The 24,835-nt window shown below is 68.4% G+C and carries 22 protein-coding genes and 8 pseudogenes; 11 read left to right on the top strand and 19 right to left on the bottom strand.

The features are described from left to right. Positions 1–71: 71 nt before the first annotated feature. From ACIOKD_RS40705 to ACIOKD_RS40695, 3 genes are all read right to left on the bottom strand, one after another. Positions 72–1,001 carry a DUF6461 domain-containing protein gene (locus tag ACIOKD_RS40705; RefSeq protein WP_402093444.1) on the bottom strand — a complete coding sequence of 310 codons (930 nt, stop codon included), beginning with the start codon at positions 999–1,001 and terminating at the stop codon, positions 72–74. A 138-nt stretch (positions 1,002–1,139) separates the two neighbouring features. Further along, positions 1,140–1,517 carry a fic family toxin-antitoxin system, toxin component gene (locus ACIOKD_RS40700; protein ID WP_402093462.1) on the bottom strand — a complete coding sequence of 126 codons (378 nt, stop codon included), beginning with the start codon at positions 1,515–1,517 and terminating at the stop codon, positions 1,140–1,142. Beyond that, the gene (locus tag ACIOKD_RS40695; protein ID WP_402093443.1) at positions 1,517–1,756 is read right to left on the bottom strand and encodes a hypothetical protein; all 240 of its coding nucleotides are present in this window, start codon (positions 1,754–1,756) and stop codon (positions 1,517–1,519) included. The genes ACIOKD_RS40700 and ACIOKD_RS40695 overlap by 1 nt, the downstream gene beginning before the upstream one ends. 480 nt (positions 1,757–2,236) lie before the next feature. Between ACIOKD_RS40695 and ACIOKD_RS40690 the strand changes: the two genes are divergently transcribed. After that, complete coding sequence (locus tag ACIOKD_RS40690; RefSeq protein ID WP_402093442.1) at positions 2,237–2,470, top strand: hypothetical protein; 234 nt, start codon at positions 2,237–2,239, stop codon at positions 2,468–2,470. Positions 2,471–2,670: 200 nt separating this feature from the next. On the opposite strand, the gene ACIOKD_RS40685 is transcribed toward ACIOKD_RS40690, so the two are convergent. The 3 genes and pseudogenes from ACIOKD_RS40685 to ACIOKD_RS40675 form a co-directional block, all read right to left on the bottom strand. Further along, complete coding sequence (locus ACIOKD_RS40685) at positions 2,671–2,931, bottom strand: hypothetical protein (RefSeq protein ID WP_402093465.1); 261 nt, start codon at positions 2,929–2,931, stop codon at positions 2,671–2,673. 322 nt (positions 2,932–3,253) lie between these two features. Further along, a pseudogene (locus ACIOKD_RS40680) lies at positions 3,254–3,415 on the bottom strand (NADPH:quinone reductase); the annotation flags it as partial. Positions 3,416–3,709: 294 nt separating this feature from the next. After that, positions 3,710–4,546, bottom strand: a complete 837-nt coding sequence (locus tag ACIOKD_RS40675; RefSeq protein ID WP_402093439.1) for an enoyl-CoA hydratase/isomerase family protein — start codon at positions 4,544–4,546, stop codon at positions 3,710–3,712. Between the two features lie 107 nt (positions 4,547–4,653). Between ACIOKD_RS40675 and ACIOKD_RS40670 the strand changes: the two genes are divergently transcribed. After that, entirely contained in the window at positions 4,654–5,046 is a 393-nt protein-coding gene (locus tag ACIOKD_RS40670) for a winged helix-turn-helix transcriptional regulator (RefSeq protein ID WP_402093460.1), read from the top strand. 253 nt (positions 5,047–5,299) lie between these two features. Next, positions 5,300–6,217, top strand: coding sequence for an endo-beta-N-acetylglucosaminidase H (locus ACIOKD_RS40665; protein ID WP_402093437.1), 918 nt, complete (start codon positions 5,300–5,302; stop codon positions 6,215–6,217). Positions 6,218–6,721: 504 nt separating this feature from the next. On the opposite strand, the gene ACIOKD_RS40660 is transcribed toward ACIOKD_RS40665, so the two are convergent. From ACIOKD_RS40660 to ACIOKD_RS40630, 7 genes are all read right to left on the bottom strand, one after another. Then, positions 6,722–6,922, bottom strand: a complete 201-nt coding sequence (locus ACIOKD_RS40660; RefSeq protein ID WP_402093435.1) for a hypothetical protein — start codon at positions 6,920–6,922, stop codon at positions 6,722–6,724. Between the two features lie 108 nt (positions 6,923–7,030). Next, entirely contained in the window at positions 7,031–8,311 is a 1,281-nt protein-coding gene (locus ACIOKD_RS40655) for an ROK family protein (protein ID WP_402093434.1), read from the bottom strand. Positions 8,312–8,327: 16 nt separating this feature from the next. After that, the gene (locus ACIOKD_RS40650; protein ID WP_402093432.1) at positions 8,328–9,608 is read right to left on the bottom strand and encodes a sugar ABC transporter permease; all 1,281 of its coding nucleotides are present in this window, start codon (positions 9,606–9,608) and stop codon (positions 8,328–8,330) included. Beyond that, positions 9,605–10,381, bottom strand: a complete 777-nt coding sequence (locus ACIOKD_RS40645; RefSeq protein WP_402093430.1) for an ATP-binding cassette domain-containing protein — start codon at positions 10,379–10,381, stop codon at positions 9,605–9,607. The genes ACIOKD_RS40650 and ACIOKD_RS40645 overlap by 4 nt, the downstream gene beginning before the upstream one ends. Before the next feature lie 131 nt (positions 10,382–10,512). Further along, positions 10,513–11,604: a sugar ABC transporter substrate-binding protein gene (locus ACIOKD_RS40640; RefSeq protein ID WP_402093428.1), complete on the bottom strand. Its 1,092-nt coding sequence runs from the start codon at positions 11,602–11,604 to the stop codon at positions 10,513–10,515. Between the two features lie 368 nt (positions 11,605–11,972). Continuing rightward, positions 11,973–12,113 carry a hypothetical protein gene (locus ACIOKD_RS40635; RefSeq protein ID WP_402093426.1) on the bottom strand — a complete coding sequence of 47 codons (141 nt, stop codon included), beginning with the start codon at positions 12,111–12,113 and terminating at the stop codon, positions 11,973–11,975. A 296-nt stretch (positions 12,114–12,409) separates the two neighbouring features. After that, positions 12,410–12,871, bottom strand: a complete 462-nt coding sequence (locus ACIOKD_RS40630; RefSeq protein ID WP_402093424.1) for a hypothetical protein — start codon at positions 12,869–12,871, stop codon at positions 12,410–12,412. Position 12,872: 1 nt separating this feature from the next. Between ACIOKD_RS40630 and ACIOKD_RS40625 the strand changes: the two genes are divergently transcribed. Together ACIOKD_RS40625 and ACIOKD_RS40620 are read left to right on the top strand one after the other, a co-directional pair. Further along, positions 12,873–13,607, top strand: coding sequence for an FAD-dependent monooxygenase (locus ACIOKD_RS40625; protein ID WP_402093422.1), 735 nt, complete (start codon positions 12,873–12,875; stop codon positions 13,605–13,607). An 86-nt stretch (positions 13,608–13,693) separates the two neighbouring features. Further along, the gene (locus ACIOKD_RS40620; RefSeq protein ID WP_402093420.1) at positions 13,694–15,844 is read left to right on the top strand and encodes an MMPL family transporter; all 2,151 of its coding nucleotides are present in this window, start codon (positions 13,694–13,696) and stop codon (positions 15,842–15,844) included. A 222-nt stretch (positions 15,845–16,066) separates the two neighbouring features. Here ACIOKD_RS40620 and ACIOKD_RS40615 read toward each other — a convergent pair whose 3' ends face one another. The 3 genes and pseudogenes from ACIOKD_RS40615 to ACIOKD_RS40605 form a co-directional block, all read right to left on the bottom strand. Next, the gene (locus ACIOKD_RS40615; RefSeq protein ID WP_402093419.1) at positions 16,067–17,518 is read right to left on the bottom strand and encodes an ATP-binding protein; all 1,452 of its coding nucleotides are present in this window, start codon (positions 17,516–17,518) and stop codon (positions 16,067–16,069) included. Beyond that, positions 17,515–18,198, bottom strand: a complete 684-nt coding sequence (locus ACIOKD_RS40610) for a response regulator transcription factor (protein ID WP_402093459.1) — start codon at positions 18,196–18,198, stop codon at positions 17,515–17,517. The genes ACIOKD_RS40615 and ACIOKD_RS40610 overlap by 4 nt, the downstream gene beginning before the upstream one ends. Before the next feature lie 126 nt (positions 18,199–18,324). Beyond that, positions 18,325–18,660 (bottom strand): annotated as a pseudogene (locus tag ACIOKD_RS40605) (transposase); the annotation flags it as partial. Between the two features lie 247 nt (positions 18,661–18,907). On the opposite strand from ACIOKD_RS40605, the pseudogene ACIOKD_RS40600 reads away from it, so the two are divergent. Next, positions 18,908–19,320 (top strand): annotated as a pseudogene (locus tag ACIOKD_RS40600) (IS110 family transposase); the annotation flags it as partial. A gap of 2 nt (positions 19,321–19,322) precedes the next feature. Beyond that, positions 19,323–19,538, top strand: a complete 216-nt coding sequence (locus ACIOKD_RS40595) for a hypothetical protein (RefSeq protein ID WP_402093458.1) — start codon at positions 19,323–19,325, stop codon at positions 19,536–19,538. A 39-nt stretch (positions 19,539–19,577) separates the two neighbouring features. On the opposite strand, the pseudogene ACIOKD_RS40590 reads toward ACIOKD_RS40595, so the two are convergent. Then, a pseudogene (locus ACIOKD_RS40590) lies at positions 19,578–20,233 on the bottom strand (IS5 family transposase); the annotation flags it as partial. A gap of 207 nt (positions 20,234–20,440) precedes the next feature. Further along, a pseudogene (locus tag ACIOKD_RS40585) lies at positions 20,441–20,563 on the bottom strand (helix-turn-helix domain-containing protein); the annotation flags it as partial. 324 nt (positions 20,564–20,887) lie between these two features. Here ACIOKD_RS40585 and ACIOKD_RS40580 point away from each other — a divergent pair. The 4 genes and pseudogenes from ACIOKD_RS40580 to ACIOKD_RS40565 form a co-directional block, all read left to right on the top strand. Beyond that, a complete protein-coding gene (locus tag ACIOKD_RS40580; protein ID WP_402093418.1) occupies positions 20,888–21,490 on the top strand; it encodes a sugar O-acetyltransferase in 603 nt (200 codons plus the stop codon). Then, a pseudogene (locus ACIOKD_RS40575) lies at positions 21,465–22,753 on the top strand (Mu transposase domain-containing protein); the annotation flags it as partial. The gene ACIOKD_RS40580 and the pseudogene ACIOKD_RS40575, both read left to right, overlap by 26 nt. Further along, positions 22,696–22,991, top strand: a pseudogene (locus ACIOKD_RS40570) (ATP-binding protein); the annotation flags it as partial. The pseudogenes ACIOKD_RS40575 and ACIOKD_RS40570, both read left to right, overlap by 58 nt. A 52-nt stretch (positions 22,992–23,043) precedes the next feature. Next, a pseudogene (locus tag ACIOKD_RS40565) lies at positions 23,044–23,721 on the top strand (IS5 family transposase); the annotation flags it as partial. A gap of 17 nt (positions 23,722–23,738) precedes the next feature. Here the strand turns inward: ACIOKD_RS40565 and ACIOKD_RS40560 are convergent. After that, a complete protein-coding gene (locus ACIOKD_RS40560; protein ID WP_402093416.1) occupies positions 23,739–24,479 on the bottom strand; it encodes a class I SAM-dependent DNA methyltransferase in 741 nt (246 codons plus the stop codon). Positions 24,480–24,835: the final 356 nt, after the last annotated feature.

The raw sequence follows: 24,835 nt of genomic DNA, 5'->3' as shown, positions 1-24,835 counted from the left end.
ACCCGGCCGATCAGGGATCAGCCGATTCGTCGCGGGGGGGCAGCTCGATGGTCAAGGTGTGCGACCTGCCCCTAGTTCGGGATGATCGCGACGTAGGCGGGGCCGGCGAGGTCGGCGGCGGTGGGGGAAATGCCGGCGATCCTGCGGAGGAGTTCCAGGTCGTTGAAGAGGTTCTCCGGGTCGTTCTCGTATGCTTCCACGTCGTCGATGCCCATCTCCGGGAACACCTTGGTGATCTCGTCGGGGTGTGTCCCCTCGACCGCGCCGAGGCACGACAGGTGCATGGAGGCCAACTCCACACCGTCGCGGCTGACGCTGAAATCCTGGGAGCTGTCGCTGCGGAAGGCCGAGACGGCCAGCGTGCCCGCGGACAGGTCGGGCCGGTGGACGCCTTCGTTGCCGATGTCCTCCACCAGTAGGGCGTGCGGGCCGAGGGCGAAAGCCGCGACGACGTGGTTCTCGTGGTGGTCGACTTCCTCGAAGGCGGCGCGTGACCTCAACTCCCGCCAGGTGGAGGTGCCGATGCCGTCGTCCGCTGCGCCGAACCGGCGCAGCGCCTCGTACGGTGTGACGTTCTGGATCAGAGTCACGCAGTAGTGCTCACCCATGTCGAGGGGATCCATCCACAGCCCCAGCCCGTCGGAGGACTCATCGGTCGGCTCGGGGCCGGCGGCTCGGTAGCCGCTCGGGAAGAAGCCCTCGCGGTGCACCCACACGATCGTGTCCCGCGCGTCCACGAGCACGAGTGTCCATTCGGACCACTCACCCCCATCGAGGAAGCGCCACGTCAGCCTGGTTCCGGGCAATTCGAGGGCGCGAGCCTCATCCGCGGACAGGCCCGTCGATCCGGCACCGCCGTCGCGGCTGGACCGGAGCCCTCCGTCAGGGCGTCGGACAACCGCGCGTTTCCCGTTGCCGGACAACAGGAAGCGATCGTCGGTGATCGCCGACACCGGGGCACTGTCCCCCAGGGACTCCGCCAGGCCGTACTCGCCACGCATGTGGGACTCCTGAAGATCACTTCGACTGTGGCAGACACTGTAGTGGTCCAGTTGCCGTGTCGAGCGGGCCGCCGAAGGGAGTTCGCCGGAGCCCCCGGTCCTGTCTTTTTCTCGCGAGCCCCGTGCCCGGCTGCGGATTCAGGTTGCCCTGGGCCAGCCGCGCAGCAGGTCGGCGATCCTCGCGGCGGTGCAGGCGGGATCCCGTAGCAGGTCGCGCAGGGCGATGGCATCCTCTCTGGCGGGCTTGACCGGGATCCCGGACGCCTCCAGATACATCACACCCGTCGCGGCGGCCACGGCCATGTTGGAGCGCTCCAGCCACCGGCAGCGGCCGAGGATGTGCATCAGGGCAGCGGCGCGGGCGTAGGGGCCGTCGTAGACGGGCTGGTCCAGCAGCTCGGCCCGATGAGCAGCGACCGCGGCCACCGGCACCCCGTAGTCATCGGGAGCAGGGTCCCCCGCCCCCGCGATCTCCGCGACCTGCAGGATCCAGGGGACGTCGATGTGCAGGTCCATCACGCGGCGTGCGCTCCGAGGGTGCGGCGATCGGAGTCCTCGGCTTCGTCGAAGACGTCCTGATGCTCGGTGAGGAACCGCTCCGCGGCGACCAGGCCCCGCTGCCGCAGCCCTTCGGTGTCTTCGTGCACAAGGATGGCGATGTAGTCGCCAAGGCTCAGGCCTCGGTCCCTGGCACGGGCTTCCGCCAGTTGCTTGATCTCGCTGTCGACTCGCGCACCCAACTGTGTCTTGGCCATACCCTGATGGTAACAGCTGTTACCAGATGCGACACCTGGAGGACCTTCGCGGCGTGAGCGGGCGCGCGCCCCCGAGTCCTGCGGGACGGGACAGTCCCAAACGGTCCGGCGGAGGGTAGCCGCCGGGTAGAGACTGCCTGACCTGGCCTGGGGGCGGGCCTCCGACGGCAGACCAGCCCGCTGGCGCCCAGCCGGACCGGCCACCTCCGTAGCGCTCGCGCTGAGGGCGGCCCGGCTGACCTCGGCGGTCACGGAGGTCACGGCGGTCGCGGCGGTCGCGGCGGTGGGCCGGGGTGCAGACGGGGTCCACTCCACCCACTCCGGCAAACACCAGGCAGCGGCGGCCGTCCGGGGGTGGGTTACTGGGCGGGGTGAGTGGTCCAGCCGGTACAGGTGCATCTGGACGCGGAGCATGAGCGTCGAAGCAGTCTGCCGGCCAGGCTCCGGAGAACGCGGTCCTGGCCACGGGCATGGGCGCCGGTGAAATCGGCAGCGAGGCCACTCGTCGACCCGTTCGCCACCCTCGCGCCCGGCCCCGACTGGGCTGGTGTCCCAGCGGACGCCCGGCGGGCCGAGGAGACGGGTGAGCTCGACGGTTGGACCCGGCCCGGGTCCGTCGAACCGCTCGGCCTGCCCCAGGCGGCCGGCGCCGAGGAGACGGCTTCCTCACGCCACGCCGCCGTCGTGCTCGCCGAAACCGAAGCGCTTACCTGACGTATGGACCTGGGAGCCTCGGCGTAGGGCGCGGAGGCTCCCGACACACGACCTCGCTACCCGGATACTCGTGCGGCGAGGCGCAGTCACGAACTCGCCCTGAACTCTGACGGCAGACAGGCAAACAAGCAGACGGGCAGACGGGCAGACGGGCAGACGGGCAGTAGTCGCTCATTCGCGTGCTGTTCGCGATGGACTGATCAGCGCAGGTCGAGTACAGCCTTTCCGATGAGGCCGTTCTCGACGGCCTCGTGTGCGAGCGCCACGTCGTCGAGGCTGAAGGAGAGCACCGGCAACGGCGTAAGCGCGTCCTCGCGCAGGGCCTCCGTGATCTCTGTGGCGGCGCGTAGCAGCGCGTCCCGCGGTTCGGTGAGGAACAACGCGAACCGCAGCACCAGGTTGGACCACATGAGCCGGAAGACCGGCAAGGTCGGGTCGTCCGGCTGTGCCGCGTAGGTCACGATGCTTGCTCCCGGGCCGGCGACAGCCAGGTCCAGTTCCGCGCTGGCCAGGGCCGCGGGTGCGGACCTCGTCGTGAACTACCGCAACGCCGACGCCGCCCAGCAGATCCTCGACGGAGCCGGGCCTGTCGATCGGATCATCGAGGTATCGCTGACCGACAAGAACGGTGCGGTCGCGGGGCGAACCGTCGGCATGCAGACACCAGTGCGCGGTCATCGCCGGGATACCGAGGCAGGCACCGAGCTCGTCGGAGATCCCGGCCGGCAGCGCAACGGCCTGCTCGGACGGTACTACGGTCCACTCTGCCGCGGTCCCCCAGGGATGGCCTGCGCCGGCCATCCAGATCCACACGCGTTCACCGATCCGGCTCGGGTCGACGCCCGCGCCGACCTCGTCGATCGTGCCGGTGCCGTCCTGGTGCGGAAGGCGGCCGGTGTGTCCGCCGACGCGCCGGAAGTCCTGCGGGGTGCAGTTCAGGCGCATGAACATGTCGCCCGGGTTGATCCCGGAGAGTGCGATACGAACACGGACCTGACCGGGGCCGGGCTCGGGGCGTTCGACGTCAAGCACCCGCAGCACGCTCTTGGCGGGACCCGGCGTGTCGTGGAAGGCTGCCCTCATTGCTTCATCTTTCCTCTTGGATGTGGCGCGATCCACAGCACTGGCCGGGGAGCGCGCACGTCACCACGGTGGGGTCCTTCACCACGTCGTGGTGTGATTCCTCGGCGGCGGGATTGCCGCTTTTCGAACGGTCGGTTTTGGCCCGTGACTGTCGCCCTACAGGCCGGCGGCAACACTTCGCATGACCGATTCCAGATCGCGCTCGCCCGCAGGGGTCTGCGCACCGTGCTCCAGGGCCCCTCTCATGAGTCGTGCCGGCAGAGGCCCGCTCACCAGTTCGGCCCATGCGTCGTTCTCCGCTCGCAGGCCGTCCGTCAGGTCCGCCGGAGGAACCAATTCCTTGGCGGCGGCGATGAGTTCCGGGGAAAGAGCGGCGATCTTCTCCGCCACCCCGTCGACGAACGCGTCCAGCTCGGCCGCGGGTACCGCACGGTTGATCCACCCATAGGCGGCCGCGGTGTCCGCATCCACCAGATCACCGGTGAGCAGCAGTTCCAGCGCCCGGTTGCGCCCGACCCGCTCGCGCAGGTACTGCGTTCCTCCGCCGCCCGGCACGATGCCCATCAGCACCTCGCTCTGCCCGATACCTGCGGTCTCCCGCGCGGCGAAGGCCATGTCGGCCGCCGCAACGAACTCGGCGCCGCCGGCTCGCGCCTTGCCCACCAGTTTGACGATCGTCACCTGCGGCTGGTGACGCAGCAGCTCGCCGACCCCCTGGAAGAGATTGGCGTCCGGGTTTCGGTCCGCGATCCCCTGCAGCTCGTCCATCTCGTCGAGGATGTGGATGTCGACGTGGGCGATGAAGAGCTCGGGGTTGGCGCTGGAGAACACGATGACGCGGACCGAGCGATCGTCCCGCAGTGCCCCGAGGGCGTCGTGCAATTCGCGGATCAGGGTTCCACTGAGCACGTTGACAGGGGGGTTGTCCAGGGTGATCCACGCGACTCCGGCATCGATGGCGACGCGGAGTGTCTTGTACGGGTCCAGGTTCATGAATGGTCCAAGGTTTGCGGTGAGCCAGTAGGTTTGCAACGCATACCTACCCTGGGCTCTGCGCCGAGGACGGTCAATAACGCACTTTTCAACAACCAAGGATCATGATGGATACCGACTCCACGCCCCCTCCGCCCCGCGGCATGCCGCGGTTCAGTGCCGAGTGCCCAAGCCGGCCCATCCTCGACCAGATCGCCGACAAGTGGTCCATGATGGTCCTGGCGGTCCTGGAGCAACCGACGCGGTTCAACGAGATCAAGCGACAGCTGGAGGGCATCACACAGCGGGTGCTGACCCAGACGCTGCGCAAACTAGAGCGCAACGGCATGATCCGGCGCCGGGTGCTCGAAACCTCCCCCCTCGGTGTGGAGTACTCCCTCACACCCCTTGGCGAGTCTTTTCGTGAACCCTTCACCCGTCTGTACGACTGGACGGTCGAGCACAGCGACGAGGTACTGGCGGCGCAGCACGAGTACGAGGCTCGGTCATTGGGACGATAGGACCGTGTCCTGCACGGTGAGGGCACGCACCCTCGGACTCGCCTGCAAGTGGTGGCACCGAGTGGGCACAGACGCACTCGAACAGGACGCGGACCAAGCCGGATCCGCCAACCGGCATGCGAAGTAACCGAGTTGCCGTGTTACGTGCGTGGAAGTTGGGAAGAGTTGGCGCACGACTGTCGGGACTCGGAGAGCTTGCTCGGCACGTTCGAACAGGCTGAGCGCCGACCATGCGATAGGAGACCGATCAACGATGCTCACGCTTGTACGGAGCAGGATGCAGGCGGCGGTGTTCGCCCTCTCGACCGTCGCGGCTCTCACTCTCGGAGCGACCGTCACGACTCACGCCACGGCGGCCCCGGCACTCGCGAAGGCGGGACCGACCTCGGTGGCGTATGTCGAGGTCAATAACAACAGCATGCTGAACGTCGGCAAGTACACCCTCGCCAACAGCCGCGACAATGTCTTCGACGTTGCCGTGATCTTCGCGGCCAACATCAACTACAACACGGGAACGAAGACGGCACAGCTGTATTTCAATGAGAACGTGCAGCGCGTCCTCGACAACGCAGCCACCCAGATACGACCGTTACAACAAAAGGGCATCAAGGTCGTCCTGTCGGTGCTGGGGAACCACCAGGGGGCGGGCTTCGCCAACTTCCCGTCTCAGCAGACGGCGTCAGCGTTCGCCAAGCAACTGTCGGACACCGTGACCAGATACGGCCTCGACGGGATCGACTTCGACGACGAATACGCCGAGTACGGCAACAACGGCACCGGGCAACCCAACGCCAGCTCATTCGTGCATGTGGTGACCGCGCTCCGTGCGAACATGCCGGACAAGATCATCAGCCTCTACAACATCGGGCCGTCCGCGTCCCGTCTGTCCTACGGCGGCGTCGACATCTCGTCCAAGTTCACCTATGCATGGAATCCGTACTACGGAACCTGGCAGGTCCCCGGCATCGGACTGGCCAAGTCGAAACTGTCACCAGCAGCCGTCGAGGTCGGCAGGACATCGCAGAGTACGGTCGCCACCCTCGCCCGCCGCACCGTAAGCGAAGGATACGGAGTCTTTCTGACGTACAATCTCGACGGCGCCAACCGCAGCGCGGACATCTCCGCATTCACCAAAGAGCTGTACGGCAGCGCCGCCGTCTACACGCCGTAAAGCGACTACGCACCCGGGCGTGGGGCGTTGCCTTCGGAAGCGCCGCCTTTCACAGGGGTGATATCCGAGTAGGCCATGCTACCGAGGACGCGGCCGCATCCTGTTGGAGAGCAACACTCCGCAGTGATGCAGCCGCGCCTATCACGAGGAGATGGCGGGGACGGAGAAGTGGGCAGGGCGTCGTTCGACACGCCACGGCACCTGCCCGGGATGCGACCCGGAGACCAGAGACAAGCACCTGGTGGACGCCGCCTCGCCCCGGCCGACCGTGATGTTCGCCGAAAGAATCTCCACCCCCGCCAGCAGCAGCCGTGCCCGGCGCAACGGTTCGGTCGTCTCCGCCGGCACCTGCCGAATCGCGGCCGTCGCCTTGTCCTTGAGGCCCCGGGCCAACCAGGGTAACGCGAGGCCCGGTTGCTCATTACAGCCGTGGTTCAGCGCGTCGCGGTAGGCCCGCTCGGGGTCGGCGTACTCGCCGCGCAGCCGGTGCAGCTCGGCCAGTTCTCAGGAGGCACCGCCCGCCCCACCCTGGCCTGCGGTCAACCGCGTGCAGGCCAGACTCGCCTCGTGGACCGCGTCCGGCCAGGTGCCACCGAGTTGCGGCAGGGGTGGCCGGTGCACTCGACACAGCCCACGGTAGACACCGGCGATGCCGCGTAGTTCCTGCAGGTCCTGGCAGGCGCCGATGACGACGCAGTAGGTCAACCCGGTACGGCACATTCCCCTCGATGGCCGCCCCCTGGTACAACGACGGTCGAGGCGGCCGGACGGGAACCGGACGTCCCTGGCGTGCTGCCACCTTCATGCAGGCGCCTACGCGAAGTCTTCCCGCTCGACAAGGCGTCCCGACGAGGATCGTCCCTCATGCCGGTCGCGTTTCTGTACTGGCTGGGCACCCGTGCGAGCCAGCGTCTCCAGCGGGCCGACCAGGATCTCGGAGAAGGCGAGTTCGGCGGCTCCGACGAGCACCGCGTCGTCGCCCAGCTCCCCCACGCGCAGCCGCAGGTTCTCGCGGGAGGACATGAGGGCGAGGCGGTTGATACGGCTGCGGATCTGCGCGGCCGAGCCGAGGAACACTTCGCGGAGTGTCCCGCCGAAGATGACCGTGCGCGGGTTGAGCACATTGACCAGGTTGGCGACGCCGATGCCGAGCCAGTCACCGGCATCGTGTAGGGCGGCGCGAGCGATGATGTCGCCCCGGTCTGCCGCTTCGACGACGGCGCGTACGGCTTCCCGGCCGGTGGCCGACGGGTCGCGCCGTGCGGCCTCCAGCAGGGCGCGCTCCCCCGCCTCGGCTTCGAGGCAGCCGCGCGACCCGCAGCCACAGGGCCGGCCATTTCGCGGATTCACGACCATGTGCCCGATCTCGCCGCCGTATCCGCAGTCACCGCCCAGCAGTTGCCCACCGGTGATGACACCGCCGCCGATACCGATGTCGCCATGCAGGTACACGAGATCCTGGCAGCCCCTGCCGGCACCGCGCAGGTGCTCCGCGAGCGCACCGAGACTGGCCTCGTTACCCACCGAGACGGGAAGGCCGAGGCCCAGCCGGAGCCTGAGGTCCTCGCCGAGCTCCTCGTCCTCCCAACCGAGGTAGGGCGCGGCCCGGATGAGGCCGTCGGGTCGGCGCACCATCCCGCGCACGGCGGCGGCCACACCGACGCAGTGGGTTCCGCGCGGCACCGTACCCACCATTTCCAGGGCGGCGCCGGCGAGGATCTCTGCCACCGTGCCGGCGTCGCGACGGCCGGGAGCCAGAGACATCTCCCTGCGTTCCAGGAAGACCCCGCCCAAACCGATGCGTGCGGCGGCGAGCCGGTCCACACCCACGTCGAAGGCGAGGACGTACACGCGGTCGGACTCGGGCCGTACGACCAGGGACGGACGGCCCGCCCTGCCGGTGTCGCGGGGAAGTTCCTCGCGGACGAGTCCGGCCGAGCCCAGCTCGCTCACCAGGCCCAGGATGGTGCTGCGGTTGAGGCCCATGCGCTCGGCCAGGACGGCACGTGACATGGATCCGCCGATGTGCACATGTCGGAGGAGGGTGCCGAGGTTGTGCCGGCGGATCTCCTCCTGCGAGGGACCGGCTTTCATGGAACCCCAGACCTCATCATCGTTGTACGGCCCGGCGACGGGACAGTGCGTCCACGCCTGCGGCCAGCAGCAGAACGGAACCCGTGACAGCGTACTTGACCCCTGAGCTGTACCCCATCAGGCCCATGCCGTTCTGGATGACCGCGACCACCATGCCGCCGAGCACGGCGTCGACGACCCGGCCCCGCCCGCCGAACAGGCTCGTCCCGCCGATCACGGCGGCGCCGACCGCAAGCAGCAGCACGTTGCTGCCACCGGTGTTGGGGTCGACCGAGTTGCCCCTGGACGCGGCGATGATGCCGCCGACCGCGGCCAGGGAGGAGCAGATGACGAACGCGGAGATCCGGATGGCTGCCACGTTGATGCCGGCCCGGCGGGCCGCCTCGGCGTTGCCGCCCACGGCGTAGATGTGCAGACCGAAGGAGGTGCGCTGGAGCAGGAACGTGCCGGCGATGAGCAGGACGGCGATGACCGGCACCACGATCGGTACGCCCTTGAGCGAGTCGACGATGACATTGCGGCTGCGCTCCTGGTTGAGCAGGTGGACGGCGACCGCGCCGAGCGCCGCCAGCCCACCGATCCTGAACGAGAGCAGAGCGGGCGGAGCGGGGGCGAGTCCGCGCTGTCGGCGGTTACGGTTCTGCCGGAGCTGGATCGCCGCGTACGCCCCGACGCAGACGGCGAGCAGCACCCAACCCAGCGCGGGAGAGAGGTTGTTGTTCGCAACGGCCAGGATCGTCTCGTCCCGGATCGAGATGTTGGTGCCTTCCTTCAGCAGCATCAGCACGATGCCCTGGAACCCCAGGAAGGCGGCCAGCGTGACCACGAATGAGGGGATGCCGACCTTCGCCACCAGCAGGCCGAGCACCAGGCCGATGACCGTGCCGGTGAGGATCGCCGCCCCGACCGCCCCGTACCAGGGCCATCCGTGGTCGGTGAGCAGGATGGCGAGGACAGCGGCGCAGACCCCGCTCGCGTACCCCGCGGACAGGTCGATCTCGCCGAGGAGGAGGACGAAGACCAGCCCCATGGCGATGGCTATGCTGCCCGCACCCTGGGTCAGCAGATTAGCGAAGTTCAGTTCGGAGAGGAAGACCGGGCGCAGGACGGCGAAGAACACGCACAGGACGATCAGGCCGAGTACGGCGGGCAGGGCGCCCAACTCGCCGCCGCGGACCCGGTCGACGTAGTTCCGGGCGACCGAACGCAGACTCACGGCTCCCGCCGCACTGTTCTTCTTCGGCGTCCGGGAACCGTGCGGCAGTTCCGGTTTCTCGGAGGCGACTGCGGCGGTCATGCGGTGACTCCATTACTGTGGGCGAGGCCGAGGTCCCCGCTGCGGCCCGCGGTGATGAGTTCGACGACCTGGGAGTGCGTCACGTTCGACGTGCTGACCTGGGCGGCCATCCGGCCCAGGTAGAGGGCGGCGATCCGGTCGGACACCGCGAAGACGTCGTTCATGTTGTGCGAGATCAGGACCACGGCGAGGCCGTTGTCGGCCAGCCGCCGGACCAGTTCGAGAACCTGTGCCGTCTGGGCGACACCGAGCGCGGCGGTCGGTTCGTCCAGGATGACGACCTTGCTGTTCCACAGCACGGCCTTGGCGATGGCCACGGTCTGCCGCTGGCCGCCGGAGAGGCTGGAGACCTGCTGGCGGATGGAGTTGACGGTGCGGACCGACAGCCCTTCGAGGGTCTGAGCGGCCATCTCCTCCATCGTCGCGTCGTCCAGGACAAGTCCCCGGCGCTTCTCACGGCCGAGGAACATGTTCTGCACGATGTCGAGGTTGTCGCAGAGCGCAAGGTCCTGGTACACGATCTCGACACCCAGGGCCGCCGCGTCACGCGGGCTGTGCACCTGGACCTGCTCGCCTGCGAACCAGTACTCACCACCGTCGAACGGGTGGATCCCGCCGATGCACTTGACCAGGGTGGACTTGCCCGCGCCATTGTCTCCGACGAGTGCGGTCACCTCTCCCGGTCGGACGTCGAAGGACACGTCGTGCAGTACCTGCACGGCGCCGAAGCTCTTGTCGATCCCGCGCAGTCGAAGGATCGGGGTCGCTGTCATGGAAGACGACTCCTTAGGGTCGTGAGGCCGCGGGACCCGGGCCGCGAGCCGCGGGTACGGGGAGGTGGGAGCCCTCAGCCCGTGGCCGGACCGGCCGGGCCAGGGGTGGCGGCCCGGTCGCCCGGTCGGGGCTACTTGATTCCGGCCTCGGCGCACAGGACGGCGTACTTGCCCGTGCACAGGTCCTTCTTGGTGACGAAGCCGTCGTCCACGACGTCCTTGACGTTCTCCTTGTAGATGGCCACCGGCGTCTCCAGCACGGACGGGACCTTGCGCTTGCCCTCGGGGTCCTCGACGGTCGCGTTGGTGTCGCCCTTCTCGCCCTTGGCGAGGGAGACGGCGAGCCTGGCGGTGGCGTCGGCCTCCTTCTTGACAGCCTTGTAGACGGTCATGCACTGGTCGCCCGAGAGGACGTTCTGCAGACCCTGCGCGTTGGCGTCCTGGCCGGTGACCGGGACCTCACCGTTGCGGTTCTGCTTGCGCAGGACGGCGATGGCCGCGTTGCCGAGGACGTCGTTGGCGGCCAGCACGCCGCCGATCCTGGGCTCGCTGGTGAGCATCTGCTCGAAGATGGTGCCGGCCTGGGCGTTGTCCCAGTCGGGCACGGACTGGTCCGGCCCCTTCACGTAGTCGCCCGACTTGTACTTCGGGTCGAGGACGCCGTTGTAGCCCTCGGCGAAAAGAGTGGCATTGTTGTCCGTCGGGGAGCCGTTGAGCGTGGCGACGATGGGCTTCTCGGCCTTCATGTCACTCAGGCACTTGCTCAGCCCCTCGCCCTGCAGCTTGCCGACCGCGGTGTTGTCGAAGCTCACGTAGTACTGGGCGGAGCCGCCGAGCGTGAGCCGGTCGTAGTCGATCGTGGCGACGCCCTGCCCCTTGGCCTTGTCCAGAACCGCCTTGCCCGTACCGCTGTCCAGGTTCACGATCACCAGCACGTTCACACCGCTGGTGATCATCTGGTCCGCGATGGTCTGGAACTCCTGCTTGTCGCCCTGCGCGTTCTGGATGTCGAACTCGACACCCGCCGCCTTGAACGCCTCGGAGAGGTACTTGCGGTCCGCGGTCTCCCAGCGGGCCGAGGACTTGCTGTCCGGGAGGATCACGCCGATCTTCGGCTTGGCGTCGGAGCCGGAACCGCTGTCGCCCGACGAGGAGTCACCGCAGGCGGTGAGCGAGCTGACCAGTGCCATTGAGACGGCGGTGAGGAGGATTCCTTTGCGCATGTGCAGGGTCCCTTCTGGTGTTACTGCCGGACGACCCGACGCATGAGGGCGGTGCGGAGAAAGCCGAGAAACACGCTCTCGCGGGAAGTGCCGGGGGTCGGATGATCCGCACGGGCTGAATGTTGTGAGCGGCAACTTACGACGCTCCGGATGCCGTGCCCAGGGTGCGGGAGGCGCTATTTGTCATCCGCCATAACAATTAGGTGACGCTGCCGCAGCACAGTGACCTCACTGCCTCTCGTGCCTCAGAGGGCGGTGTGAGACCTGATGCGCGATTCTTCGTTTCGTGCGGGACGGGCGGGCAGGTCGTGGCGACGTCGGTCGGCTACGGCGCCGAGGCTGGGTGAGCAGGCCTGGCTGGGTCTCGGTCAGGATCCAGCGGTCGGCCGGCCGCTCAAGCTGAGGCGGACGTAGTTGATGTTGTCGGGCGCGACCGCCAGATCCATGGCCTCGCACACCTGCCGGGCCCGCAGCGGGTGGTCGGCCGCGGTGGACACCGCCCTGATCATGCTGGTAGGCCGGATGATCCGGCAGCTTCGGTGCCGACGGCACGGGCGGCCCGGGGCCGGGCAGCCCCGGCAGTGTCTTGCGGATGCTCCGGACTTCCTCGGCGGCCCGGCCGAGTTCGTCGAACTGTGCGGTCAGCTGCGCGACCTGTTCCCGCATCGTCTCGGCCTGTGCGGTGATCTCACGTTCCCGCTCCTCCAGCCGCGCCGGCACCGCGCCGAGCGTCAGCTCCCCGCCGGTCATACGGTGCGCCAGGCCGGTGTGGCCGCGCCGGTCGGCCGACGCAGTACCACCGCGGTCATCGCCCAGTACACCCGCGACTGCGAACTGCCGGCAAATGCCCGTAGTCGCGCACCAGCCTGCGGTGCAGCATCAAGACCCCATAGGCGCGTTCCATGACCCACCGCCTGGCCCGGGGAACGCACCCGGTCTGCGCGGGATCTCGCTCCACGACCTCCACCCCGATGCCCACCTTCCCCCCGCGCGCGACGACGGCATTCTCGAAGCCCTGGCCGACCAGGGCCTTCCCCACGGCATCGGTGTCGGCGGCGACCCTGCCCAGCAGCGCGATCCCGACGGCGTTCTCGTGCGCCGACACGGGCACCGCGACCACCGCGATCACCAACCCCAGAACGTCAACGGCCAAGCCATGCCTGCGGCCCGGTACTTCTTTCACCGCATCACGCCCCGCCGACTCAGCGGGCACCCCGGCCACCGCGTGCACGCTCTCGGCGTCAAGCACCGATGTCACGATCACCACGATGTTGTCCGGGACCCACTGGATCGACACCGCGCGGCAGGCGACCACGTACCGGGCCGGCCGGGTCCTGCCGGCCGGGGACGCGGCCCACGTGTACGCGCCGGTCGGCGGCCAGGGCCTCAACGTCGGTATCGTCGACGCGGCGAACCTCGGCCGGAAGCTCGCGGCCGTGGTATGCGGCTGGGTCGGCGAGGACATCCTCGACACGTACACCACCGAACGGCATCCGGTCGCGGCGCGCCTGCTGCAGAACACCCGGGCCCAGATCGCCCTGATGCGCCCCGACCCGCAGGCGAGGGCGCTGTGGGAGATGTTCTCCGACCTGATGGACCTCGACGACGCCCATCGGTACGTCGCCGACATGCTCGTCGGCATGCACGTCCGGTACGACCTGGGCGACGACCACCGGTTCGTCTGCACCCTGTGCCCGGACATGAAGTTGACGCTGGAGCGGCCCGACCCGGACGTCGTCACCGCGGTGACCCGGTCGGCGGACCTGCTGCGTGAGGGTCGTGGGCTCCTGCCCGACCTCGTCGACCGCGCGGAGGCCCGCGACGCCGCGGCCGCGTGTCCCGGACGGGTCAACACCGTCACCGCCCGCACGGACCGGGTGGACGTCGACGCTCTGCTGATCCGGCCCGACGGCTGTGTCGCCCGGGCCTTGCCGACCGGGCAGGACCTCGACGCCACCACGCTGGTGCGTGCGCTGGGCACCTGGTTCGGCCGACCGGCCTGAGCACCGTATTAACAGTCGTCTCAGGTTCGCTCCGTAAGAAGTAGGCATCCAGATAAGCGAAGCAACTTGTATGTAGGAGGCTAGTGATGGCAGTCGACGCAGCGCCGTCCGGGGAAGCGCCGGCCGGTCGGTTGGCAGGCCGGTGGGTGCCATGGTTGGTGATCGGCTTATGGCTGGTGCTGGCGGTGGGCATGGTGCCGCTGAGCGGAAAGTTGAGCTCGGTCACCACCGACAGCGCCGTGGACACCCTGCCGGCCAGTGCCGAGTCCACCAAGGTGGCGGCGCTGGACGACAGGCTCCCCGGTGGTGAGGACAACACGTTCGTCTTCGTGTACCACCGCGACGGCGGCATGACCGACGCCGACCGCGGGACGGTCGAGCGCCACTACGACACCCTTGCCAAGCGGTATCCGCCGAAGGGGACGGCGGCGGCCGGCGAGGACGACGAGGGCTCACCGATGAGCCGCTCCGCCGACCGCAAGGCGATGGTGTTCACCCTCGATGTGAGCACGTCCTACGGCCCACCGGAGGACCTCGTCGGCCCGGTACGTGACGCCGCGAAGGACCGCCCCACCGGCCTGGAACTCGACGTGACCGGCCCGGCCGCGATCGACGGTGACATGGATGCCGTCTTCGACGGCATCGACACGCAGGTCCTCCTCACCACCATGATCGTCGTCACGCTCCTGCTCATCCTCACCTACCGCAGCCCGGTGTTGTGGATCATCCCGCTGGTGGCCGTCGGCGCGGCGGCACTGACCTCGATGGGCACCGTCTACCTGCTCGTCAAGGGCTTCAACATCGTGGTCAACGACCAGAACTCGGCGCTGCTGACGATCCTGGTGTTCGGCGTCGGCACGGACTACGCGCTGTTGCTCATCGCTCGATACCGGGAGGCACTGCACCACCATGAGAACGTCCGGGTCGCGATGGTCCACGCGCTACGCGGCGCGGCGCCGGCCATCATCGCGTCCGCGGCCACCGTGGTCGCCGGCCTGCTCTGCCTGCTCGTCGCGGACCTGAACAGCACCAGCGGGCTGGGCCCGATCGGTGGGGCCGGCATCCTGTGCGCGCTGGTGGCCATGCTGACGCTGTTCCCGGCGGTGCTCGTGGTGCTCGGCAGGCGGGTCTTCTGGCCGGCCGTCCCGCGGTTCAGCACGGCCGTAGAGGAGAAGCCGGGGCTGTGGGGACGGCTCGGCACCGCCATCAACCGCCGCCGGTGGGTGGCGACGCTCGGCTCGCTCGGAGTCCTCGGCGTGCTCGCCCTCGGGCTGGCGGGCAACACCGGCGCCCTGCGGGAGCAGGACCAGTTCCTGTCCACGCCGGAGTCGGTCAACGGCTTCACCGTTCTGCGCCAGCACTTCCCGGAGCTCGGCGGCCAGCCGATGACGATCTTCACGCGGCCGGCGCACCAGGAGCGGGTGCTCGACGTCGTCAAGGACACTCGCGGTGTGGCCGAGGCCGTTCCGGAGCAGACCAGCGGTGGCTGGACCAACATCTCCGTGACCCCGAAGGACGCGCCGGACACCGCCGCGGAGTACGACACGATCAAGCGGGTGCGCACCGCCGTGCACGCGGTGAGCGGGGCTGAGGCGATCGTCGGCGGGCCGAGTGCGGAGAACCTCGACACCGAGGTGACCACCGTGCGCGACGAGAAGCTGGTGATCCCGCTGGTGCTCGTCGTCGTCCTGATCATCCTCGGGCTGCTGCTGCGCGCGATCCTGGCCCCGCTGGTCCTGATGACCACTGTGGTCATCTCATTCGCCGCGGCCTTCGGCGGCAGCGTGTTCTTCTTCGACACGATTCTCGGGTTCAAGGGCATCGACTCCTCGGTGCCGCTGCTGGCATTCCTGTTCCTGGTGGCGCTCGGCGTCGACTACAACATCTTCCTGGCCAGCCGGGCCCGGGAGGAGACCCTGCGTCTCGGCACCAGAGAGGGCATGCTCAAAGCCCTCTCGGCCACCGGTGGCGTCATCACCTCGGCAGGCCTGGTCCTGGCGGCCACGTTCGGGGTCCTCGCCACACTTCCGCTGGTGATGCTGGTCGAAGTCGGATTCCTGGTCGCCTTCGGCGTGCTGCTCGACGCCCTGCTGGTGCGGTCGGTCCTGGTGCCCGCCCTCACCTTGCTGATCGGCCGGCGGATGTGGTGGCCGAGTCGGCTGTCCCGTCCAGCGGCGGAGCTGCCGGACGGTCCACAGCCGCTCGCCGACGACCGGGAGCCCGCGTTGCAACGGTGAGCGCGGCGGCACTGACGAAATCCGGGACGGGCCTGGGGGCCCGTCCCGGATTTCTTCATGGGCCCGACGGTCGCCGCCCTCTGGTCCTGCGCCACGCGCCGGGGCTGGGGTGGGCGCGTCGTGGTGTCCTGCCCCGGACGGTGAGTCGCGCGGGACGATGTCCGAGGGCCGCCGTCCCTTGTGCTGCGCCGTCCCTTGTCCCGCGCCGCGCCGCCGGGCGGGTCAGCGCATCGCGGTGTCCTCGCCGGCGGTGAGCCGCGCGATCGGGGCGGGCGGGGCCGCGGCCGGAAGGTCGACCTGAAGCAGCGCGCCACCGCGGGCGGAGCGGGCGACGGCCGCCCGGCCGCCGTGGGCGTCGACGACCCGCTGCACGATCGACAGCCCCAGACCGGATCCCGGCAACGCCCGGGCGCTGTCGGCACGGTAGAACCGGTCGAACACCCGCGGTACGTCAGCGGCGTCGATGCCCGGCCCGGCGTCGTCGACCTCAAGCACCGCCGACGCGCCCTCTGCACGGAGCCGGATCTGGACCGGCTGGTCCGCGGGGGACCACTTGCCGGCGTTGTCGATGAGGTTGAGCACCGCCCGCTCAAGCACAGCGGGACGCCCGCTCACCCACACAGAGGTCACGTCGAGCGCGACCTCGATGTCGGGCACGCGGGAACGCGCGCGGGTCACGGCGGCCACCACCACGTCGGCGAGGTCGAGCACCTCGGTGCTCTCGTCGCTGACGTCACCGCGCGCCAGGTCGGTCAGCTCGGCGACAAGGGTGCTCAACTCGTCCACCTGGGCGCCGAGATCGTTGAGCAGCCGGGTCCGGCTCTCCGCCGACAGCGCGCTGTCCAGGGTGCCGCGCCGATCGAGCCGGATCAGCAGCTCGGCGTTGAGTCGCAGGCTGGTGAGTGGAGTCTTGAGCTCGTGGGCGGCGTCCTCGGCGAGCAGCCGCTGGGCCCGCCGGGAGTCCCGGAGCGCGGCGAGCATGTCGTTGATCGACTGGATCAGCCGCCGGATCTCCCCACCGCCCTCATCCGGGATGTCGGCTTCGAGATCCCGGGTGTGCGCGACACGTACCGCGGCGGCGGTCAGCCGGTCGATCGGTGCCAGCCCGGTCCGCGCCACGGTCCGCCCGACAAGGGCACCACCGACCACACAGAGCAGCCCGATCAGCAGCATGCCGAACCCGAACTGGTTGACCGGGCTGTCGTCGACGACGTAGGCCACCTGGACCGCGCCGTCGCCCGCCCGCAGCGTGTAGATGAGGTAGCCGTCGTCGTCGCTGTCGTTCGACTCCATCAGGTCGGCCGACGCGCCCTGCGCCACGCGCCCGGCGCGCTCGCTGACCGGGGGCAGCGCGGGTTGGCCGACCGGCGTCCGGATCGAGCCGTCGGGCAGAATGACCCGCACCAGCCGACCGGATCCGGGATACGGCGGTAGCTGGACCTGCGCCGGACCGGCACGCTCCGCGTTCGTCGCCAGGACGCGGGAGTCGGCGCGCAGCTGAATCTCGGCGCTCTCCTGCAGCTCCCAGTCCAGTAGCTCGCTGGCCACCTGGAAGGCCGCGAACACGCTGACGGCGATGGCCGTCGCCGCGATCACCGTCAGCCTGGCCCGCAGGGACCGCCGGCGCCACCATCGGGTCAGCCGGCGCGGTGCCCGGCCGGCGGGCCTGCTCACGGAGGAGTCTCCCGCAACGTGTATCCCAGGCCGCGCAGCGTGTAGATCAATCGCGGCTCACCCTCGGCCTCCATCTTGCGGCGCAGGTAGCTCACGTATACCTGGAGGTTGTTGGCGGTGGAGCTCATGCCGTAGCCCCAGATCGCCCCGAACAGCGCGTCGCGGGTCAAGACCCGGGTCGCGTTGCACATGAGGACCTGTAGGAGGGAGAACTCGGTCCGGGTCAGGCGCAGCGGCCGCCCGCCCCGCCACGCCTCGAACCTGTCGGGATCGAGCCGGACATCGGCGAACGACAGGATCTGCGACTCCTCGTCGCCCGGCGTGCGCCGGCGCAGCAGGGCCCGCACCCGGGCCAGTAACTCCTCGGTGGCGAACGGCTTGGGCAGGTAGTCGTCGGCGCCCGCGTCCAACCCCGCGACCCGGTCGGAGACCTGGTCACGGGCGGTCAGCATCAGCACCGGCAGATCCCGGCCCGCGGCCCGCAACCGCCGGCAGGTCTCCAACCCGCCGAGGCGGGGCATCATCACGTCGAGGAGCAGCAGATCCGGCGCGTCGCCACCGACCCCGTCGAGCACGGCGAAACCGTTGGCGACGGTGCTGGTGTCGTAACCCTCGACCTGGAGCACCCGCTCCAGCGACTCACGGATGGCCGCCTCGTCATCCGCGATCATGATCCGCATGTCGGCCCGCCCCCTCCAGTCGATGCTTTTGCCGCTCATTGTCCCCGATCAACCTGAGGCCAGGATTAGAGCGTCGCCGCTGTGGTGCCCGCGGGCCGTGCTGTTACGGATGCCTAAGATCGTGTCCTACGTGGTGAGGCGGACGAGGCGGACGAGGCGGACGAGGCGCTTGTAGCGGCAGAGGGCGGCGGCAAGTCCGAGAACAGCCAGGTAGTTGAGGGGCCGGCGCTCGTAGCGGGGACTGAGTCTGCGGTAACCGGACAGCCATGACATCGTGCGCTCGATCACCCACCTCCGACGCCCTATTCGCTCGCTGCATTCGATGCCTTTCCGGGCGATGCGAACTCCGATACGTTTCCATCGGAGCCATCGGAGCCATCTGCGCAGGTCGGCGCGGTCGTAGGCTTTGTCTGCGTGGAGGCGCTGGGGCTTGAAGTACCGGCCGCGGTGAGGGTCGTGTCTTCTTACGTTGTTCCTGGGGCTGATTCCGGTCACTCGGAGGATCGGAAGGCCAGGGATGCTGGGTGTGGCTGCATGTCTCCAGCCCAGCGGTGGCTTCAAACAATTGGCCGCCCGGCATCCCGCGACGACCCGGCCACTCATTGGGATGCGCGGCAAAGTCCGCTTGGTAAGGACACGCTGGCGAGGTCGTCCTGCGACAGATAGAGGAACGACTTCGGAAGCGGCCGTGCCCCGACTGTGGGCTGGTATGGATGCAGGCAAGGCCGAGCACCACGCGTGGTGCTCGGTGCTGACGGCACGCGGGAGCTGTCGCAGCCTGTGGTCAACGACGAGAACGCATTGCTCCAACTGGCCAGCGATGTGCTGGAGTTGAGCGGCGGTGAGCCGGTGACGTGGGCGATCGACTTCACCGCCGGCGGGGCTGCCCTGATGATCGCGCTGCTGACCGACCACGGGCAAAAGGTCCTCTACATCCCCGGCCGCACCGGCCATCACGCCTCCGGATCCTACCGGGGCGATGGGAAGACGGACGCGAGGGATGCCTTCGTCATTGCGGATCAGGCACGCATGCGATGTGACCTCCAGCCGGTTCACCGCGGCGACGACATTGCGGTCGACCTGCGGTTTCTCACCTCGCGTCGCCTACACCTGGCTGCGGACTCCTGCTGGACCTCGTCGACCGCGCGGAGGTCCGCGACGCCGCGGCCACGTGGACCGGACGGGTCAACACCGTCACCGCCCGCACGGACCGGGTGGACGTCGACGCCTTGCTGATCCGGCCCGACGGCTGTGTCGCCCGGGCCTTGCCCACCGGGCAGGACCTCGACACCACCACGCTGGTGCGTGCACTGGGCACCTGGTTCGGCCAACCGACCTGAAAGCGCGTTTTGTCCCGGCGAGGTTGTTTGGTTCGAGGTTCAGGTGTCACGCCAGTTCGGAGTGGATTCGCTGGTGAGTCGTCGGCTCATGAGGTCAATCATTGCGACGTGGATTATGGCTTCGGATCGGTGGGGGTGGGTCTCGTAGTCGCGGGCGAGACGACGGTGGTGCATCAGCCAGCCGAAGGTCCGCTCGACTACCCGACGTCGAGGGATCACCTTGAACCCTTTTACGCCGGGGTCGCGTTGGACGACTTCGACATCGATGCCGAGGCGGGCGCCATGGTCAATGGCTTTGGTGTCCGGTAGCCGGTGTCGGTCCATGCTTTGGTCACTTGAGGGGTGACGGCGGAGATCTGGGAGTGCAGGTGGATGCCGCCGATGTTGTCGGAGACACTCGCTGCGGTCACCCGGACAGCCAACAGCAGGCCAAGGGTGTCGACGCTGATATGGCGCTTGCGACCTGCGATTTTCTTGCCTGCATCGATGCCCTGGCCGGCGGCCGACACATTGGCGGAAGTCTGGATGCCCCGCGCGTCCAGCACGCGGGCGCTCGGCTCGGCGTCCCGGCCTTCGGCTGCACGTACCAGGCGCCGCAACAGGCCGTTGAGCCGGTCGAAGACACCCTCCTTCTGCCAGGTGGCGAAGTAGCCGTATACCGTCGCCCACGGCGCGAACCTGTGAGCGGCCCACCTTGATCCCTTCCGCCCGCGCTGCCGCGGCCAGAGAAGCCAGAGTCCACTCGGCGGGTCCGGACTCGTCGAAGGCCCACAGTTCTCCAACGGGTTCCCACCGCAGCCGCCCCGGCGGCACGGTTTTGACCACAGGGAGATGATCCGAGATCGTTCCTCCTCGGTGATCCGCCGTTTGCGGCCCTGCCCACCCAGGTCATCCAGCCCTTGCAGCCCCAGCAGGTTGCAGCGGTGCAGCCAGCAGCGGACCGTCTTCTGGCTGCAGCCCAGCTCCGCAGCGATCGCCGGCACCCTCAGCCCCGACCAACTCAACTCGATTATCCGGGGCCGCATCACCACGTCCCGCGGAGCCTTCCGCGCCCGCGACAACCGACGAACCACCACCCGCTCGTCCTCGTCAAGCCCAGGCCGTGCCCATAACACCATCGCCCAGCACCCGCCCCGAGCACCATCAACTACCCCGCCACCAGGACATATACCCAACGAAAGCGGAACCCAGCACTAGGACGGTGCCTGTTGGGCCGCGTGGGGACCATGATCCGTGGTCCGAAAGGGATCACGGTCTCTTCGCGGTGTACGTAGGCTCTGGATGCGCGCGGTCGACCGGAGGTGCGCCGGGCCTGTGCCCGAAGGGTTGAGCGAAGGGAGCGTTCCGTTGTGACGCCAGCTCAGGAGGAAGAAGTGCTGGCCCGGATCGCCAAAGGGCTCGTCTACACCGAGTCGGAAGCGGCCTTCCAGAACCTGCGGCGCCGTACCGAGCAGATCTTCGAGTACAACCACACACCACCGAGCGAAACGGAGAAGCGTCGATCGCTGCTCGGCGCGATATTCGGCTCGGTCGGTGAACGCACGGTGCTGCTGCCGCCGTTCCACGCCGGGTTCGGCAGCAACATCCATATCGGCGACGACTTCTTCGGGAACGTGAACCTCACGTTCGTCGACGACGTGGACATTCGCATAGGCAACGGTGTCATGATCGCGCCCAGTGTGACACTGACCACGACGGGACACCCGGTGCATCCGTCACGACGCGTTGACTTCGGACGGTTCTCGGAACCGATCGTGATCGAGGACAATGTGTGGATCGGTAGCAACGCGGTGGTGCTGCCCGGCGTCCGTATCGGATACGGGTCGGTCATAGGCGCCGGCAGCGTCGTCAGCCACAGCATTCCCCCGATGACCGTCGCGCTCGGAACCCCTTGCCGGGTGGTCCGCCCCATCACGGACGAGGACCTCACCACTCGTACCGCCGGGCATTAGTGGTGGTGGCGGAGCTCCACGACCACAGCACCACGCGATGCTGCGGGCTGAGATCCTGATCAAGGGTGCGGTGGTGCATGAGCGCCTGGTGCAGGAGTACGGCTCGACGATCAACTATCAGCGGGTCAAGCTCTATCTGCAGTAGGCCGGGCCGCGGATCGCCGCTGACCTGGGGGCCGAGCCGCGGAAGTTGGCGGGTATGCATCGCCGTTTCGATGTCGTGCCCGGTGCCCAGGCCCAGGCTGACTGGGGTGACGAGGGCAAGATCCTGACCCACGTGGGTCGAGAAGGTCTACTCGTTCCACATGACGCTGTCGTACTCACGCGATCCGTTCTGCTGCTTCACCACGAGCCAGGACCAGCAAACCTTCTTCGACTGGCACCGACGGGCGTTCGCTCATTTGTCGGGTGTGCCGATGTCGATCGTCTACGACCGGATCAAGACCGTCGTGCGTCATCACGTCGCGCCGGGTGAGGCGGTGCCGCTGCATCCGGAGGCGGTCGGCTTCGCCGGCCACTACGACGTCGACAGCGACGTCCTGGCGACCCACCGCCCCACCGCCTCACCGCCCCACCGCCCCACCGGAAAGGGACGCGTTGAACGACAGGTCCTCATCGTCCGCGATCATGTCCTGTCCGGGCGGGCCTTCTCGTCCATCGAGGAGATGGACGCTGCGTTCATGAGCTGGGTGCCGCAGCGACGCGCCCGCACCCATGCCACCCACCACGAGGTCATCGGCCACTGGGCCGTCCGGGACCATGCGGCGCTCAAGCCGCTGCCCGAGATCCCGTATCCGGTGGCCGAGCGGCAGCTGCGGCACGTCGGCAAGGACTGCCTGGTCGCCCTCGACGGCAACCTCTACTCGGTCCCGGCTGCAAGGTCCGGGCCCGTCAGCTGGTCGAGGTCAGGGCCACCAAGTCACAGATCAGCCTCCACTCGACCACGCCGGACAGCATGGGCGAGTGCCCGCTGGCCGGGCATCCCCGAGCCGTTGGCCGGGGCGCCCGGGTCGTCGACGAAAGTCATTGGAACGGCCTGCCCGAGGGCAACAACCGCCGGACCGCCACCGGCCTCCCCGACCGGACCGAGGCCGTGTCCGCATAGGACGCCGGACCGCTGCGGAGCCTCCTCAACCGGGCCGCGGCCACCCAGGTCGAGTCGGCCGCAGGCCGCTGTCGGTCTATGACGAACTGACCGAGAACCCGGCTCCTACCTGCGGCCCGGTGTTCTCGTGGTCGAGGAGGTCGGCTACCGGCCCCTAAAGCGGGCCGAGGCGAACCTGGTCTTCCAGGTGATCTCTAAGCGCTACGAAAAGGGCTCGGTCATCCTGACCTCGAACAAGACCTTCAGCGAATGGGACAGGTGTTCAGCGACGAGGTCCTGGCCAGCGCGATCCTCGACCGGCTACTGCACTACTGCGATGTCGTCGCGATCAATGGTCCCAGTTACAGGCTCAAGAACCGGCTCCAAGCCCTCGCCCGCGAGACCGAAGTGGTCTGATACCTGGGGACGTTCAAACGTACCGGCCCAGCCAGACCAGACAGTACGCGGACAACATCTGCCCCAGAAACTCGGCTTCGGCGCAGGCATGACCTGCTGACGCCGCCTGGCCGAGTGGACCGAGGCTGGCGTCTGGTCCCGGCTGCACCGGGTCTTCCTGGCCGAGCTTCGCAGCGCGTACGCCCAGGACTTCTCCCGGGCGGCCGTCGACGGCTCCCACATACGGGCGTTGAAAGGGGGACCCAAGACTGGACGAAGCCCCGTTGACCGGGGCAGGACGGGCAGCAAACATCGCCTGATTACCGACGCAACCGGTATCCCGCTCGCCGCCACCTTGACCGGCGGCAACCGCAACGACGTCACCCAGCTGATTCCGCTGCTTCAGGCGGTGCCGCCGGTGCGGGGCAAGCGAGGCCGGCCCCGGTACCGCCCAGACGTGGTGCTGGGCGACCATGGCTACGACCACGACAAGTACCGCCGCCTCGTCCAGGACCTCGGCGTGAAGCCGCTGATCGCCCGACGGGGCACCGAGCACGGCTCCGGACTCGGCGCCCAACGCTGGGTCGTGGAGCGAGCATTCGCCCACCTGCACTGGTTCCGCCGCCTACGGATCCGTTGGGAGATACGCGACGACATCCATGAAGCCTTCCTCACCCTCGGATGCGCACTGATCGGCTGGCGGCGCCTGAACTCCCGGTGTGAGTTCCAGGACGGGCACGGCTTGCGTTGACGGCCCGGTGGCCGACCTCAGGTTGGCTTGCGCCACACGGAGATGTGCTTCGCGGAGTCCTGGGTGAACGGCGCCCCGTCCCAGTCCGCGACGCGACGTTCCAGCTCAAGCCCAGCGATCCGTGCCATCAGGTCGAGCTCTGCCGGCCAGGCGTACCGGTGCCGGGAGTTGCCGCGACGGTAGCGGCCGTCGTCGCCGTCGCGGGTGAAGTGGTGCGAGACGAGAATCTGCTCGACCAGGTCGAAGGTGTCGAAGCCGAGATGCTGCTCGGAGACATCGAACGGCACCGCGACCTGGCCGGGCGGCAGGAACCGCAGCGGCGGCACGCCCAGCTCGATGACGAATCGGCCGCCGGGCTCCAGATGACGTGCTGCGTTGCGGAAGCACTCGACCTGCTCGTCCTGCGTGAGCAGGTTCGTGATGGTGTTGTAGACGAGATAGACCAGGGTGAACTCCCCCGGGACGACGGTGGTAGCCATGTCCCCGATGGTTACCGGGAGCGCGCTCTCGTCGATCTTGTGCCGCAGCACCGCTGCCATGTGCTCGGACAGTTCGATGCCCACTACCGGCACGCCGCGTTCCCGGAGCGGGACGCCCACTCGTCCGGTTCCGATGGCGAACTCCAGTGCCTGGCCGTCTCCGGCGAGCTCGGCGAGGAAGGCGAGAGTCGGTCCGAGAACGGCGGCCGAGGACGTCTCGGTCTCCTCGGCGTCGTAGCGCTCGGCGGTCGCACGGGTCCACAGCTCACTGCTCGTCATGACGGCCACTTTGCCGGGTGCCAGGGAGCGCTGTCGACGTAATTACGTTCTCCTCGGCGCAGCGTGCACCGCCCACAGCTCGTCGTCGCCTTCCCACAGCTTCGGCCGAACCGCCCCGCACCCCGGATCATCAGTCCCGGAGTGATCCAACCACCACCTTGGAGTCGTTTCGTCAGGAGTTCTTTAGTGAGTCAGTTCGCGGGGCTGGTTCGCACAGGCTGAAGGCCTGGACCAGCGCAACGTTCTGTCCGGTGGTGATCAGTGGTTGATGAATGGGCCTGTTTGGGTTGGAACGCACGAGGGAAGCCCGGCGACGCGGTCGCACCGGCGTGTGTCCAGACGAGCATGCGGGTACG

It is taken from the genome of Streptomyces sp. NPDC087844, assembly GCF_044742785.1.
Taxonomy (GTDB): Bacteria; Actinomycetota; Actinomycetes; order Streptomycetales; family Streptomycetaceae; genus Streptomyces.
Note: the sequence above shows the minus strand (reverse complement) of the source record. Positions and strands in the feature narration are given on the sequence as shown.